The 13,998-nt window shown below is 63.7% G+C and carries 11 protein-coding genes; 5 read left to right on the top strand and 6 right to left on the bottom strand.

Translation table 11 applies throughout. The annotated features are described in order from the left end of the window. Positions 1-82 precede the first annotated feature (82 nt). Entirely contained in the window at positions 83-841 is a 759-nt protein-coding gene (locus tag AC2CGI_RS14340) for a helix-turn-helix transcriptional regulator (RefSeq protein ID WP_015376515.1), read from the bottom strand. A 229-nt stretch (positions 842-1,070) separates the two neighbouring features. On the opposite strand from AC2CGI_RS14340, the gene AC2CGI_RS14335 reads away from it, so the two are divergent. Further along, positions 1,071-2,198 (top strand): iron-containing alcohol dehydrogenase, encoded by a 1,128-nt coding sequence (locus tag AC2CGI_RS14335; protein WP_076740915.1) that lies wholly within the window; start codon positions 1,071-1,073, stop codon positions 2,196-2,198. Positions 2,199-2,456: 258 nt separating this feature from the next. Here AC2CGI_RS14335 and AC2CGI_RS14330 read toward each other — a convergent pair whose 3' ends face one another. Beyond that, positions 2,457-3,386: a LysR family transcriptional regulator gene (locus AC2CGI_RS14330; protein ID WP_021505270.1), complete on the bottom strand. Its 930-nt coding sequence runs from the start codon at positions 3,384-3,386 to the stop codon at positions 2,457-2,459. Between the two features lie 135 nt (positions 3,387-3,521). Between AC2CGI_RS14330 and aptA the strand changes: the two genes are divergently transcribed. The 4 genes from aptA to AC2CGI_RS14310 all read left to right on the top strand — a co-directional run bounded on the left by aptA (position 3,522) and on the right by AC2CGI_RS14310 (position 8,995). Beyond that, positions 3,522-4,862, top strand: coding sequence for an omega-aminotransferase AptA (gene aptA, locus AC2CGI_RS14325; RefSeq protein ID WP_076740914.1), 1,341 nt, complete (start codon positions 3,522-3,524; stop codon positions 4,860-4,862). Between the two features lie 10 nt (positions 4,863-4,872). Further along, positions 4,873-6,381 (top strand): CoA-acylating methylmalonate-semialdehyde dehydrogenase, encoded by a 1,509-nt coding sequence (locus AC2CGI_RS14320; protein WP_076740913.1) that lies wholly within the window; start codon positions 4,873-4,875, stop codon positions 6,379-6,381. A gap of 125 nt (positions 6,382-6,506) precedes the next feature. Continuing rightward, positions 6,507-7,883, top strand: coding sequence for an APC family permease (locus tag AC2CGI_RS14315; RefSeq protein WP_076740912.1), 1,377 nt, complete (start codon positions 6,507-6,509; stop codon positions 7,881-7,883). A gap of 2 nt (positions 7,884-7,885) precedes the next feature. Continuing rightward, positions 7,886-8,995: a DmpA family aminopeptidase gene (locus AC2CGI_RS14310; protein ID WP_076740911.1), complete on the top strand. Its 1,110-nt coding sequence runs from the start codon at positions 7,886-7,888 to the stop codon at positions 8,993-8,995. A gap of 36 nt (positions 8,996-9,031) precedes the next feature. Here AC2CGI_RS14310 and AC2CGI_RS14305 read toward each other — a convergent pair whose 3' ends face one another. The 4 genes from AC2CGI_RS14305 to AC2CGI_RS14290 are packed head-to-tail and all read right to left on the bottom strand — an operon-like array spanning position 9,032 to position 13,998. Next, complete coding sequence (locus tag AC2CGI_RS14305) at positions 9,032-10,282, bottom strand: phospholipase D-like domain-containing protein (RefSeq protein WP_076740910.1); 1,251 nt, start codon at positions 10,280-10,282, stop codon at positions 9,032-9,034. Further along, positions 10,275-10,925: a MotA/TolQ/ExbB proton channel family protein gene (locus tag AC2CGI_RS14300; protein ID WP_004933236.1), complete on the bottom strand. Its 651-nt coding sequence runs from the start codon at positions 10,923-10,925 to the stop codon at positions 10,275-10,277. The genes AC2CGI_RS14305 and AC2CGI_RS14300 overlap by 8 nt, the downstream gene beginning before the upstream one ends. Before the next feature lie 46 nt (positions 10,926-10,971). Then, positions 10,972-13,215 carry a TonB-dependent receptor family protein gene (locus AC2CGI_RS14295; protein WP_004933238.1) on the bottom strand — a complete coding sequence of 748 codons (2,244 nt, stop codon included), beginning with the start codon at positions 13,213-13,215 and terminating at the stop codon, positions 10,972-10,974. Between the two features lie 39 nt (positions 13,216-13,254). After that, a complete protein-coding gene (locus AC2CGI_RS14290) occupies positions 13,255-13,998 on the bottom strand; it encodes an energy transducer TonB family protein (protein WP_076740909.1) in 744 nt (247 codons plus the stop codon).

Raw genomic sequence — 13,998 nt, 5'->3', positions numbered from 1 at the left:
TATGCCATGACATCGGATTATCGGGAGCCGTGGGATTGTCCGCTATGTCCCCTTAGGGACATTCGCTACAAAAAATTAACATTCACGCGCTGCGCCGCTGCGGGGCGGTCAGCAGCAGACTGAACAGTTCGGCCTGCGAGCCGATGTTCAGCTTGCCGTAGATGTTCTTGCGGTGATTTTTTACCGTGCCGAGGCTGATGAACAGCCGGTCGGCGATCTGCTGCGAACCGCAGCCGGCGAGGATCAGATCGACGATCTCGCGCTCGCGCGGCGTCAACAGATAGCGCGCCTGCGCGCCGTCGTGGTTCTCCGTGTCGGCCTCGGCCGGTGCCGCCACCACTTCGCCGTGCAGCCGCGCCACGCTTTTTACCAGCGTCAGCGCGCTGCGCAGATCCGCCCGCTGCGGGTAACGCACCGCCACCGTGCGGCGCGCCGAGCCGAAAAATACCCCCAGCCCGCGCTCCGGCGTCAATTGCAGCAGCACGCCGGCCTCGTCGTGCCAGCCGGTCTTGCGATAAAAGTTACGGTAATAGTCGCTGTGATAAAACCCACAGGGCGCCAGCTGGCGCAGCGTCAGCACCTCGCCTTCGCCGCCGTCGTTCAGCGCGCGGTAAAACGGATCCTGCAGGTAGGCGCCCTGCTGGTAGATCTGGTTGACCGCGTCGCTGTTTTCCCGCTCGGTTTTGATCAGGCAGCGCGGCGGCCGGCCGCGTTCGAAGGCATAGACGATGGCGTTGTCGAAGGCGAAAAACCCTTCCAGCCAGTTCAGCAGGCTGGGATAAAAACGCGGGCTGGCCACCGCATCGATCACCGCAGACAAGCGTTCAACCTGAATATCCATACCCGCCTCGCCATTATTAATACATTAACAATCTACCGATTTCGGATGGTGTTGGCCGTACTACGGCCGGTACTGTTAAAAAAAGCATCCGGCGCGCCGAAATGCAAGAACGACATCGTTTACATGTTAAACAACTCACAGGTTGCCGCGGCGGGGAAAGCGGTGGCCGCTCCGCGCCCGCTGGCTTATGCTGTGGCATCGCGCCCCGCAACGCCGTCAAGGAGACCTCATGTCCGTCAGCCATATCATCGCCAACCGCCAGACCTGGTTCGGCCACGGCAGCATCCAGCAGCTGCCGCCGCTGCTGCTGGCCGATCCGCAGCCGACGCTGCTGTTCAGCTGCCGCTCTTTTCTCAACGGTCCGGTGTACGCCGGCCTGCGCGAAGCGTTGGCACCGCTGTTCATCGGCACCGAAATCGTCAGCCACGAGGCGTCGCCGCAGGAAATAGACGCCTGGGTGGCGCGCTGGCGCGGCCAGGCGCGGCGCGTGGTGGCCATCGGCGGCGGCAGCGTGCTGGACGCCGCCAAGGCGTTCTCCGCGCTGGTGGAGCACCCGCTGCCGACGCTGCGCTATATGGAAAAGGTGGGCGACAGCAAAATCAGCGGCGCCACCCTGCCGCTGATCGCCATTCCCACCACCGCCGGCACCGGCAGCGAGGTGACGCAGAACGCGGTGATCACCGATACCCAGGTCAGCAAAGTGAAAGCCTCGCTGCGCCATAATAACTTCGTGCCGCACACCGCCATTCTCGATCCGCAGCTGCTGGCCGGCGCGCCGGACAAGGTGCTGGCCTACTGCGCCATCGACGCCTTCACCCACCTGTTCGAGGCCTATCTGTCGAAAACCGCCGGCGCCATGACGCGCGATATGTCGCTGAGCGGCATCCGCCACTTCCTCGCTGCCTGGCCGGCGCTCAACCGCAGCGACGCGGCGCGCGAAGCGATTATGCAGGCTTCGTACCTCGGGGGGCTAACGCTGAGCGCCGCCGGGCTGGGGGTCATTCACGGCATCGCCGGCGAGATCGGCGCGCTGCGCGACTACCATCACGGCCAGGTCTGCGGCCGCCTGCTGCTGCCGTTCCTCACCCTGCTGGAAAGCAGCGAACAGCCGCAGCAGCGCGCGCTGATGGCCGAGCTGGCCGCGCGCCTGTACCCGCACTGGCAGGGCAGCCCGGAGAGCTACCTGACCGATTTCATCACCCGCCACGCCATCGCGCCATTCTGGCAGGACGATTTGCCGATTTCCGGCCAGGAATTGGCGGTGGCGCTGGAGAAATCCAACAGCAAGAATTCCTGGATCGACTATGCACCGGCGCAGCGGCAACGGATGATCGAAGAGGCGTTTCGCGTCGAATGATGATATCTACCCTAAATAGTTGGAGCTGCATCCCGGCGGCAAGAGGCGGCTCGCCAGGAGCTTACTCAAGTAAGTGACTGGCGTACGCACTCGCAGCCAACACAGATGCAGTTTCAAGTATGACGGGTATAATCAGACCAACGCACTAGCAGGAGTAAGGAAATGGGCATCATCGGCTGGATCTTCGCCGGCATCGCGGTCGGCATCCTGGTCGGCGCGCTGATCAGAATCTTCGGCAAGAAGAAAGAGCAGTAAGCGTCACGCTGTTCCGTGGGCCGCCAGCAGGCACTCATGGAACAGCTTCACCACCCGTTGCGGCACCGGCGAGCGGCGCAGCACGCTGGAGTATTCGCAGTGATAGCGGAACAGCGCCGGTTTGATCGCCCGCATCAGGTTCTGCGCCACAAAAAACGCCGCGTAGTGATCCGGCAGAAAGCCGACGTATTTGCCGGACAGAATTAACGTCGCTATCGACTCCTGCGCAAACCCCGTCGCCTTGCGATGCAAATGTTGCTGCAGGCTCAGTTCCATATTCGGCGAATGATAGCCTAATCCGGCGAAGGCATAATTGTGCAGCAGATCCCAATTTAATGTTTCATGGGGGCCGGAAAATAATTCATGCTGCGCGCCGCAATATAAGAACATCCTCTCACTGAATAACGAATGATAAGATAAACTTTCCGCGCTGCGGTGCATGGGAATAACCCCAACCTGAAATTGCCCGTCAATAACGCCGCGTTCAATGGTATTAATCGGCTCCACATACATTTGCAAAGAAACCTCCGGCGCGCGCTCGCTGAATAACGCGATAGCCCGGCCGATCTGCGCCTGCGGATTGCTGACCGTATGGTCGAATATCGCCACATGCAGCTGCCCGCCCATGCGCTGGTGCACCTCGTCCACTCCGCGACGGAAGGCCTCGGTGGCCGCCAGCAGGTTGACCGTTTCCTGGTAGATCAACAGCCCCTCATCGGTGACCGCAAAGCCCTCGCGCCCGCGCTGGCACAGCGTCAGGCCCAGCCGCTGTTCCAGATCCTTGATGTGCTTGCTGATGGTCGACAGGCTGATGTTCAGCTCCAGTTCGGCGGCGCTCATGCCGCCGCAGTCGACCACGGCCTTGAATACCCGCAGCAAACGCAGATCCATATCCGACAATTGTCCCAGCAACGCGCGCTTTTTTACTTGCATAAAACCTTAAGTAAGTTTCGACATATGATTATTCACAGTAGAGAACAAGCGGTACATAGTCAATTTCGCACAACAATTCGTTAACAACTCATTTTATTTAATTAATCGCACTTATTTTCCTGCCCGGAGGAAAACATGGCCGCTGAAAATTATTCGCTTAATCGTCTCGATGCCGCAGGGTTAGAAGCCCATTGGATGCCTTTTACCGGCAACCGCAATTTTAAAGCGCAGCCGCGCATCATTACTCAGGCCGCAGGGGCGTATTACACCAGCCACGACGGCAGAAAGATTTTCGATGGCCTGTCCGGATTGTGGTGCTGCGGATTGGGGCACGGCCGGCAGGAAATCACCGACGCCGCCCAGCGCCAGCTGGCGACGCTGGATTACTCGCCGGCGTTTCAGTTCGGCCACCCGCTGTCGTTCGAGCTGGCCAACCAGATCAAGGCGCTGACGCCAGCGGGGCTGGATTACGTATTCTTCACCGGCTCCGGCTCGGAAGCGGCGGACACCTCGCTGAAAATGGCGCGCGCTTACTGGCGCGCCAAAGGCCAGGCGGGCAAAACCTGCTTTATCGGCCGGGAAAAGGGCTACCACGGCGTTAACTTCGGCGGCATCTCGGTCGGCGGCATCGCCGGCAACCGCAAGACGTTCGGCGCCGGCGCCGAGGCGGATCATCTGCCGCACACCCTGCTGGCCGGCAACGCCTTTTCGCGCGGCATGCCGCAACAGGGGGTGGAGCTGGCGGATGAGCTCAGCCGCATCATCGCGCTGCGCGACGCCTCGACGATCGCCGCGGTGATCGTCGAACCGTTCTCCGGCTCCGCCGGGGTGATCGTGCCGCCGGTCGGCTATCTGCAGCGCCTGCGCGAGATCTGCACCCAGCATGACATTCTGCTGATCTTCGACGAAGTGATCACCGCCTTCGGCCGCTGCGGCGCGATGACCGGCGCCGAGGCGTTCGGCGTCACGCCGGACATCATGAACATCGCCAAACAGGTGACCAACGGCGCGCAGCCGATGGGCGCGGTGGTGGTGCGGCCGGAGATCTACCGCACCTTCATGAACGGCGGCGAGCCGGACTACCAGCTCGAATTCCCGCACGGCTACACCTACTCCGCTCATCCGGTCAGCTGCGCGGTCGCGCTGGCGACGCTGGACATCCTGCAGCGCGAACAGATGGTGGAGCGCGTGCAGGCGCTGGCGCCCTATTTCGAGCGCGCGGTGCACAGCCTGCAAGGAGCCAAACACGTCGCCGACATTCGCAATATCGGTCTGGCGGCCGGCATCACGCTGGCGGCGCGGCCCGGCGAACCGGCGCGGCGCCCCTTCGAGGCGGCGATGCGCTGCTGGGAAAGCGGATTTTACGTGCGCTACGGCGGCGACACCCTGCAGTTGGCGCCGCCGTTCATCAGCAGCGAGGCGCAGATCGATGCGCTGATCAACGCCGTCGGCGACGCCCTCAACGCCACCGAATAAGGAGAGAATCATGACCATTACCCATTGGATCAACGGCGAGCCTGCCACCGGCGGCGAACGCAGCCAGCCGGTTTACGACCCGGCCACCGGCCAATCGGCGCAGGAGGTGCAGCTGGCCGACCGCGCCACGGTGGAGCGCGCCATCGCCGCCGCCGAACAGGCCTATCCCGCCTGGCGCGATACCCCGCCGCTGAAACGCGCGCGCATCATGATGAAGCTAAAGGATCTGCTGGAGCAGCATGCTGACGCCGTCTGCCAATTGATCACCGCCGAGCACGGCAAAGTGCTCAGCGACGCCCTGGGCGAACTGCAGCGCGGCATCGAGAATATCGAATACGCCGGCTATGTGCCGGAACTGCTGAAAGGCGAACACAGCAAAGAGGCCGGCCCAGGCATCGACAGCTGGAGCGAGTTTCAACCGCTCGGGGTGGTGGCGGGCATCACGCCGTTCAACTTCCCGGCGATGGTGCCGCTGTGGATGTGGCCGATGGCGGTCGCCTGCGGCAACACCTTCGTGCTGAAGCCTTCCGAGCGCGTGCCCTCCGCCGCGCTGTATATCGCGCGGCTGGCGGCGGAGGCCGGGCTGCCGCCGGGGGTGCTCAACGTGGTCAACGGCGATCGCGAAGCGGTGGAGACGCTGCTGCATGACGGGCGCGTGAAGGCGATAAGCTTCGTCGGTTCGACGCCGGTGGCGGAACACATTTATCACACCGGCTGCGCGCAGAACAAACGGGTACAGGCGCTGGGCGGCGCCAAGAACCATGCGGTGGTGCTGCCGGACGCCGATATCCCCGGCGCGGTCGGCGCGCTGATGGGCGCGGCGTTCGGCTCCTGCGGCCAGCGCTGCATGGCCATTCCGCTGGTGGTCGCGGTGGGCGACGGCACCGCCGACGCGCTGATCGCCGGGCTGCGGCAACAGATGGCCGCCATGCGCGTCGGCCCCGGCAGCGACAACCGCAACGACATGGGGCCGCTGGTGACCCAACAGCATTATCAGAAGGTGAAAGGCTATATCGATCAGGGCGTGGCCGAAGGCGCCGAGCTGCTGGTGGACGGCCGCGAACTGCGCGTGACGGACGCCGACGGCCGCCCCAGCCAGGGGTATTTCCTCGGCCCGACGCTGTTCGACCGCGTGACGCCCGGCATGCGCATCTATCAGGAAGAGATCTTCGGCCCGGTGCTTGGCGTGGTGCGCGCGGCGTCGCTGCAAGAGGCGATGGCCTTGATCGACGCCCACGAATACGGTAACGGCACCTGCCTGTTCACCCGCGACGGCGAAGCGGCGCGTTACTTCTCCAGCCGCATTCAGGTCGGCATGGTGGGGATCAACGTGGCGCTGCCGGTGCCGGTGGCCTACCACTCGTTCGGCGGCTGGAAGCGCTCACTGTTTGGCGATCTGCACGCCTACGGCCCGGACGCGGTCAGGTTCTACACCAAACGCAAAACCGTGACCCAGCGCTGGCCGGCCTCCGGCGACGCCCGGCGCGCCAGCTTCAGCTTCCCGTCGGGGCAGGGGTAACACATAAGAACAATAAACTTCCGGGGAGCAACGCTCCCCGGCATTTCTCGCGCTCCATTTGATTCCTGCGTACAGCCTGTGCAGCAAAACAATAATTCACTCACACGTTAATGGAGTCGTTAACCATGCAAGAGTCCGCCCCTGAACACACCTTCAAAGGCAATCTCAGCGTCCTCGACGTGGTGATGATCACCGCGTCCGGCGTGACGCCGGCCAGTTCGATCTTCGTCATCGCCCCGCTGGCGATCGCCAGCGCCGGCAGCGGCGCCTTTCTGTCGTTTCTGATCGCCGCCTGCGTCGCCGCCACCATCGCGCTGTGCTATGCCGAGCTCGGCGCCGCGCACCCCAGCGCCGGCGGCGAATACAGCATCATCAAACGCCTGTTCGGCACCCTGTGCGGGTTGCAGACCTATCTGTTTATTCTCAGCGCCGCGCTGTTCGTGCCGGCGGTGCTGGCCACCGGCGCCGTACCCTATCTGAATACCGCGCTGGGCACCTCATTCGACGCCTCCACCGCCGGCATGATCACCGTGCTGATCGGCGGCGCCTGCGCCATTTTCAACATCAAGGCCAACGCCCTGCTGACCGGCGCCTTTCTGGTGGTGGAAGTGGCGGTGCTGGCGCTGATCGCCTGGCTCGGTTTCAGCCATCCGCATCAAAGCGCGGAGATCCTCACCGCGCCGGTGATGCTGGACGCGCAGGGCAGCCTGGCGCCGGTGTCGCTGCCGCTGATCGTCGCCATGGTCGGGGTCGCGCTGTTCTCCTACAACGGCTACGGCGCGGCGGTGTACATGGCGGAAGATATGCGCGAGCAGGGCAAACCGATGGCGATGGCGATCATGCTGACGCTGGTCATCGTGGTGCTGGTGGAACTGGTGCCGTTCACCGCCCTGCTGATCGGCTCGCCGTCGCTGGCGGAGATGGCCAAACAGGCCGACCCGGTCGGCTATGTGGTCACCCAGCTCGGCGGCCCGACGCTGGCGCGGGTGGTGAGCGGCGCGATTTATCTGTCGGTGTTCAACGCCATTATCGCCATCGTGGCGCAGTTCAGCCGCATGATGTTCGCCAGCGGGCGCGACGGTTTCTGGCTGCCGGCGTTCAACCGGGCGCTGAAAATCATCCACCCGCGCTTCGGCACCCCCTGGATCGCTACCCTGCTGTTCGGCGTGCCCTCGGCGCTGTTGGCGTTTTGCTCCGATCTCGAATCGCTGACCTCGTTCACCGTGATCCTGCTGCTGCTGGTGTACATCATCATGGCGGTGGCGGCGCTGATCAGCCGCCGTCGCCGCCACTTCCATCACCCGTACCTGATGCCGCTGTGGCCGCTGCCGGTGGCGGCGGCGCTGCTGTGCTGCCTGTACGTGCTGTGGACGATTTTGATCGCCAGCAGCCTGAAAGACTTTATTATCATTGCCGGCATCATCGGCTTCGGGCTGGCGCTGAACCACTTGCGCGGCCGCCAGACGGCGCCCCTCGCCGCCCCCTCAATAGAAGGAGAATAACCATGACGCAGCGCGCTCAGGATCTGGGCATCACCATCGGCCAGGGCACGCCCGGCCCGCTGAACGCCATCACCGACGTGCCCGGCGTGCGCGTCGGCCATGCCAGCCTTCATGCCGATTTGGCGGACGGGCGCAACGTGCGCACCGGCGTGACGGTGATCGAACCGCGCCCCGGCTCCGCCCGCCACGCCCCCTGCTTTGCCGGCGTGCACGTGCTGAACGGCAACGGCGACGCCACCGGCCTGGAATGGGTGCGTGAAGCGGGGCTGCTGACCAGCCCGATCGCCTTCACCAACACCCACAGCGTGGGGGTAGTGCGCGATGCGCTGATCGCGCTGGAACGCGAAGCGCTGCCCGCGAGCGACAACGCGGTGTACTGGAATATGCCGGTGGTGATGGAAACCTTCGATGGCCTGCTCAACGACATCAACGGCTTTCACGTCAAGGCCGAGCACGTGCGCCAGGCGCAGCAGGCGGCCCGTGGCGGCTTGCCGCAGGAAGGCGCGGTCGGCGGCGGCAGCGGCATGATCTGTCATGAGTTCAAGGGCGGCAGCGGCACCGCATCGCGCCGCTTGCCCGCCGATCAGGGTGGCTGGACGGTGGGCGCCATCGTGCAGGCCAACCACGGCAAGCGCGAGTCGCTGCTGGTCGGCGGTTATCCGGTGGGCCGCCACCTGGGGCATATCCCCTCGCCGTTCACGCCGCAGTTGCCGCATCCCGGCATGGGCTCCATCGTGGTGGCGCTGGCCACCGACGCGCCACTGCTGCCGCACCAGTGCGCGCGGCTGGCGCAGCGCGCCAGCATCGGCATCGCCCGCACCGGCGGCGGCACCGAGGATTCGAGCGGCGATATCTTTATCGCCTTCGCCACCGGCAACGACGGCCTGCCGCCCGCCGACTACGCCAATAAAGGCGATTTCACCACGCCGCTGCGCATGGTGAACAACGACTACATTTCGGCGCTGTTCGCGGCGGCGGCGGAAGCGGTGGAAGAGGCGATCGTCAATGCGCTGCTGGCGGCCAATAGCGTCAGCGGCAACGGCCATCGGGCGGAAGGGCTGAGCGCCGAGCAGCTGGTGACGGCGCTGGAGAAGGCCGGCTGGCGGCGATAAAAAAACGGGGCGCGGGGATTAACCGCGCCCTGCTTATCAGGATCCGCCGCCCGGCTTGGGCGTCGGGTAATCGTAATCCAGCTTCAACGGCTCGGCGTAGACGCTGTCCCACAGCTGTTGATACAGCTGGTCCAACCGCCCGCTCATCGCCGCGCTGTGCAGCACCAGCTCCAGATTGCGCGAGTTGTCCAGATAGCCGCCGGTCCAGTTGCTGGTGCCCACCCAGGCAATCTCATCATCGATGGTCATCAGCTTGCTGTGGATCACCCGGGCAAACGGGATGAAGCCGCTGCTGGCCGGCGGAATGGTCACCACCTTGATCTGCACGTTCGGCACCAGCGCCAGGCTCTTCAGCCAGGCGATATCCGGCTTTTTGGTGTTCCAGTTGGCCACCATCAGCTCGATCTGCACGCCGCGCGCCGCCGCACTGCGCAGCGCGTTGTCGATCACCGCATAGAAGGGGCGACTGTGCTCCGGGCCGAACGACAGCGGCGCGTAGTCCATCACCTGCACCCGCACCCGCCGTTTGGCGTCGGCCAGCAGGCGCGGCAACTCGGCCTGTGAGTCAATCACCCCCGCCGGGTTGTAGGCGCGCGGGCTGGCCACCAGATAGTTGCCCTGCGGGGGCGCGGTCGGCGGCGCATCGGGCAGCGCCGGCACCGGCTTATCCTGCGCCAACAGCGCCTGCGCCCGCCAGTCCTGTTCGAAGATCGCCTGAATTTGCCCCACCACCCTGGCGTCGCTGATGCGCAGCCCGGTTTCGTGAATATGCTCCAGCGCGCGCCAGTCGAAGTTCTGGCTGCCGACAAACGCCTGCTCGCCGTCCACCAGCAGATATTTGGCGTGCAGGATGCCGCCGCTCAGCTTCTGGTAAGGAATGATGCGCAGCTCCAGATTGGGGATCGCCTTCAGCTGTTCCAGCGTCTCGGCGGTGGAGTTGCGGATGCCTTTCTCCTCCATCAGGAAACGGATTTTCACCCCGCGCTCACCGGCCGCCTTCAGGCGCTGCAGCACGCCGTCCAGCAAGGAGCCGTCCTGATTCGCCACGTAAAACTGCCCCAGATCGATGCGGGTTTTCGCCGCGTCGAACATCTCGCGCCACACCTCGGCGGTGTTGCGCAGGTCGTCGGCCTGCAGCGCAGTTTCTACCGGTGCGGTATACACCAGCTCATAACCGGGAATCGCAAAACGCGCCGCAGCGCTCTGGCTCAACATCAACAAACAACCGCCCCACAATGCCGTATAAAGGCGGCCGAACGGCCGCCGTGTTGGATGGCCATTAGGCATAGCGCGGCGCCCCGCTGTCAACCCATTGTTCGCCGCTGCCGCTCTCCGGGCGGCTGGCCGGTTGACCGGCGCGGATCAGCAGCACCTTCAGCAGCTCGTTGATGCGCTCCATGCGGCTCTGCAGGAAGTTGTTGGCCACCAGGCACAGCAGCGCGATGGCGATGCCGAGACCAGTGGCGTACAGCGCGGTGCCCATCCCGGCCGACACCAGGCTCGGCTCGGAGACGCCCGAAGCGGCCAGCGCCTTGAAGGTTTCGATGATCCCCATCACCGTGCCCAGCAGCCCCAGCAGCGGCGCGGCGGTGACCACGGTTTCCAGCAGCCACAGGCCGCGCGCCATAGGCGGCTTGCTCAGCAGGTACTGGGCGTCGATCAGATCGCCGATCGCCTCGCGATCGCCGGCGCGGTGTTTCTGCGCCAGCACCGGCGCGATCACCGCCATCGGCAGGCTGTTGCGCTGGGTCAGCTCGTCCGGCAGATCGGCCGCGCGGCGCACCTCCGGCGTCAGCGCCTGCTCCAGCCGGCGCGCCTGGCGCTGGGTATAGGCGAAGTACAGCGTGCGTTCGATGATGATCACCAGCGCGATCGCCAGCGCGGCGTACATCACGTAGAAAATAATGTCGTGCAACAGATTGGCATCCATACAGGGCTCCTCTTCCCCGCCGCCCGGCAGGCAGCGGGGCATTCAGTTAAAAGGTGGCTTCCAGCGAGACGCTGAAGGTGCGTTCTTCGCCGACGTTGTAATACGGGGTGCTGGCCTTCACGCCGCCGTAGGGCGCCGCGTTGAAGGTGGTGGTGCGCACCGAGGTCAGGTATTCCTTGTCAAACAGGTTGCTGATGCCAAAGCGCAGCGCGGCGCTTTTGACGATTTTCTTGTCGACCGGCAGATGCACCCCCGCCGCCAGATCGAATACCGTGCGGCCGCCGATCTTCTCGTCGTTGGTCAAGTCGCCGTAGAATGCGCTGACGTACTTGCCGCTGACGCTGCCGTAATACAGCCCGTCGTCATAACCCAACGTCATGTTCAGCAGGTTTTTCGGCACGTTCGGCACCTCTTTGCCGGAGGTCGGCAGCGGCTGCCCGCCGTTGCTGACGATGTCGTTCTTCTGCTTCGATTGGGTATAGGTATAAGAGGTGTAGTAATTGAAGTTATGCGGCAGTTGGCCGCTCCACTCCAGCTCCAGCCCTTTGTTCTCCACGTTGCCGATGTTCATCATCTCGTAGTCGCCGGCCGCGTTGGTGGTGGAGATTTGGCGATCGCTGTAGCGCATGTAGAACAGCGTGGCGCTCAGCAGCATGTCCTCTTGCTGGAAACGCCAGCCCAGTTCGTGGTTCCAGCTCAGCTCCGGCTTGGTGCTGAGCGAGTCGCCAACGTTGTACAGCACGTAGTTGGGCGGCGTGCGCATGTTGCGCGTCAGGTTGTAGAACACCTGGTTTTCCTGGTTCACCTTATAGCTGGCGCTGAAGTTCGGCAGGAATTCGTGATAGGTGGCTTTGCGCTTCTCCGGCACGTTGTACAGGCTGCCGCGGTTGTCCCCTTTACGCTCCACGTACTGATAGGCCAGGCCGCCGACGAAGGTCCAGTCCGGCGTGGCAAACCAGGTGTCCTGCAGCCACACTTTCTGTGCCGGGGTGATGGTGTACTGGTTGCGCCCCTGCACGGTGTTGCCGTTGGCGTCCTTCACCTGATCGGAACCGCCGGGTTTCCCCCAAATCTGTGACGGGTTGCCGTCGCCCTTGATGCTGATGAACGGCTGAGTCTGCAGTTGGCGCGCGCGTTCATACCAGTAGCCGATATCCAGGCTGTGCTGATCGTTAATGTCCCACTTCAGCTTGGTGGTGATGCCCGGCCGCCAGGTTTGGGTCCACGACGGGCGGTAATAGGTGTTGGACTGCAGGTTGCTGAGGTCATACTGCCCGGCTCTGTCCGACGTGCTGGACAATACCGACGCCGTCTGGCCGTTGAAGCTGCCGCCGTTGCCCCAGTAGTAATACGGCTGCAGGGTCAGCGACAGGTTGTCGCGCAGCTGCAGTTTCTGGGTGAACGACAGCGTAAAGTTCTCGAACGGGTTGCGTTCAATCTTGTAATACTTGTTCAACTGCCCTTTGCTGTTGTACTCCGGCGAGGTGACATAATCGGTGTCACGGCCGTCGTTTTGGAACTGCGCCTTGCTCAGGGTGTTGTAGTTGGTGTTGTTCTGGCGGTTGTACTTCATCACCAGATTGCTGCTGTTGCCGTTGCCGTCTTCATACAGCGAATTCATCTCGAACTTGTCGGAGTACAGCCGCCCCTCGCCGCGCCATTTCTTCGCCTCGGTGTGCGAATAGGAGAGCCAGTTGCTGAAGCCGTTGTACTCGCCGGTCTCCAGGCGGGCGAAGGTTTTGCTCAGGCTGTTGCTGCCCAGCGTCTGCTTGACGAAACCGCCGAAGTCTTTCGCCGGGCGGCGCGTCACCAGGCCGATGTTGCCGCCGCTGGAGCCGATGTGCGGGCCGTCCGCTTCGGAAGATCCCTGGGTGACGAACACCTCCTCCAGGTTTTCCGCGTCGCCCAGCAGGTTCGGGTAGACCGCGTAGTTGCCGGAGTCGTTGATCGGGATGCCGTCCATCGACAGGCCGATCTGATCCGAGTTCATGCCGCGCATGGTGTAGTCCACGCCGCTCAGGCCGCTGGCGTCGTTGCTGTTGACGTTCAGGCCCGGCGTGTATTTCAGTTTATCGATGGCGTTGGCCGCCGACGGCATTTTGTCCATCGCCTCTTTGGTGACGGTGGAGCGCGCCTTGGCGCTGTCGTCCTGCACCATCATGCCGCCGCCGAGCGACTGCCCCTTGACGCTGATGGTGCCGACATCGGTGGCGTCGGCCGCCAGCGCGGCGCCCGGCAGCATCGCCGACATCACCGCCAGATAGATCCCAGAACGATTAAACGATTTCATTGTGTGCATCCCTTAAAAATCAAACGATTAACCCTTGCGCTAAGGCGCCTGATAATTGAACGTCGCGGTAAATCTTTTGGTTGTTTGCCCGGCGAACGCCTCGCTCGGGAACGGCTTCACTGAACTGATGCTTTGCAGGCTGCTCATCGCCGCGCGATTCAGCAGCATGCTGGCGGCCTTGTTGGCGATGCCGGAAGAGAGCACCCGCCCGCTGCGATCGACCTCCAGCCACACCTCGACGTTGCCCTGCGGGCGCTCAAGCGAGGCCTGCCGCCCGCTCGGGTAGCGCTTGCGCTGTTCCAGCTCACGGCGCAAGGCCAGCAGGTAGCCGTTTTCTATCGCCTGCGCGTTCACCTTCGGCGCCGCCGGTGCGGGCTGCGCCGCCGGCTTGCTGACCAGCGCGCGCGGTGCGGCGGGCGCCGGCGTCGGTTTAGGTTTCTCTACCGGTTTGGCTTTCTCTTTCACCGGTTTGGGTTTGGGCTTCGGTTGCGGTTTCGGCACCGGCTTGGCTTCCACGATCGGTTCCGGCGCCGGCACCACCGGTTCGGGGATCGGCTCCGGCTCCGGCTCGGGCGGCGGCGGTTCGGGCTGAGGCTCCGGCGGCGTTTCCGGTTGGGGTTCCGGCGCCGGTTCAGGTTCCACCAGCGCCAGTTCAATGGCGGTTTCGTCGTAGCGCGGCTGGATCTTCAGCGCCGCCTGTTGGCTGGCGAACAGCAGGCAACCGGCGACAATCAGCGCCGGCAACCAGCTGAAAAGATGACGTGAGCGATAGAGCAGATACAT

It is taken from the genome of Serratia sp. LSHTC3, assembly GCF_057197125.1.
This window is presented reverse-complemented; position numbering and strand designations above follow the sequence as displayed.

What these genes read in the sequence shown, in the direction of transcription:
- AC2CGI_RS14340 (WP_015376515.1), bottom strand. Translation starts at nt 841, where the DNA reads ATGGATATTCAGGTTGAACGCTTGTCTGCGGTGATCGATGCGGTGGCC.
- AC2CGI_RS14335 (WP_076740915.1), top strand. Translation starts at nt 1,071, where the DNA reads ATGTCCGTCAGCCATATCATCGCCAACCGCCAGACCTGGTTCGGCCAC.
- AC2CGI_RS14330 (WP_021505270.1), bottom strand. Translation starts at nt 3,386, where the DNA reads ATGCAAGTAAAAAAGCGCGCGTTGCTGGGACAATTGTCGGATATGGAT.
- aptA (WP_076740914.1), top strand. Translation starts at nt 3,522, where the DNA reads ATGGCCGCTGAAAATTATTCGCTTAATCGTCTCGATGCCGCAGGGTTA.
- AC2CGI_RS14320 (WP_076740913.1), top strand. Translation starts at nt 4,873, where the DNA reads ATGACCATTACCCATTGGATCAACGGCGAGCCTGCCACCGGCGGCGAA.
- AC2CGI_RS14315 (WP_076740912.1), top strand. Translation starts at nt 6,507, where the DNA reads ATGCAAGAGTCCGCCCCTGAACACACCTTCAAAGGCAATCTCAGCGTC.
- AC2CGI_RS14310 (WP_076740911.1), top strand. Translation starts at nt 7,886, where the DNA reads ATGACGCAGCGCGCTCAGGATCTGGGCATCACCATCGGCCAGGGCACG.
- AC2CGI_RS14305 (WP_076740910.1), bottom strand. Translation starts at nt 10,282, where the DNA reads ATGCCTAATGGCCATCCAACACGGCGGCCGTTCGGCCGCCTTTATACG.
- AC2CGI_RS14300 (WP_004933236.1), bottom strand. Translation starts at nt 10,925, where the DNA reads ATGGATGCCAATCTGTTGCACGACATTATTTTCTACGTGATGTACGCC.
- AC2CGI_RS14295 (WP_004933238.1), bottom strand. Translation starts at nt 13,215, where the DNA reads ATGAAATCGTTTAATCGTTCTGGGATCTATCTGGCGGTGATGTCGGCG.
- AC2CGI_RS14290 (WP_076740909.1), bottom strand. Translation starts at nt 13,998, where the DNA reads ATGTATCTGCTCTATCGCTCACGTCATCTTTTCAGCTGGTTGCCGGCG.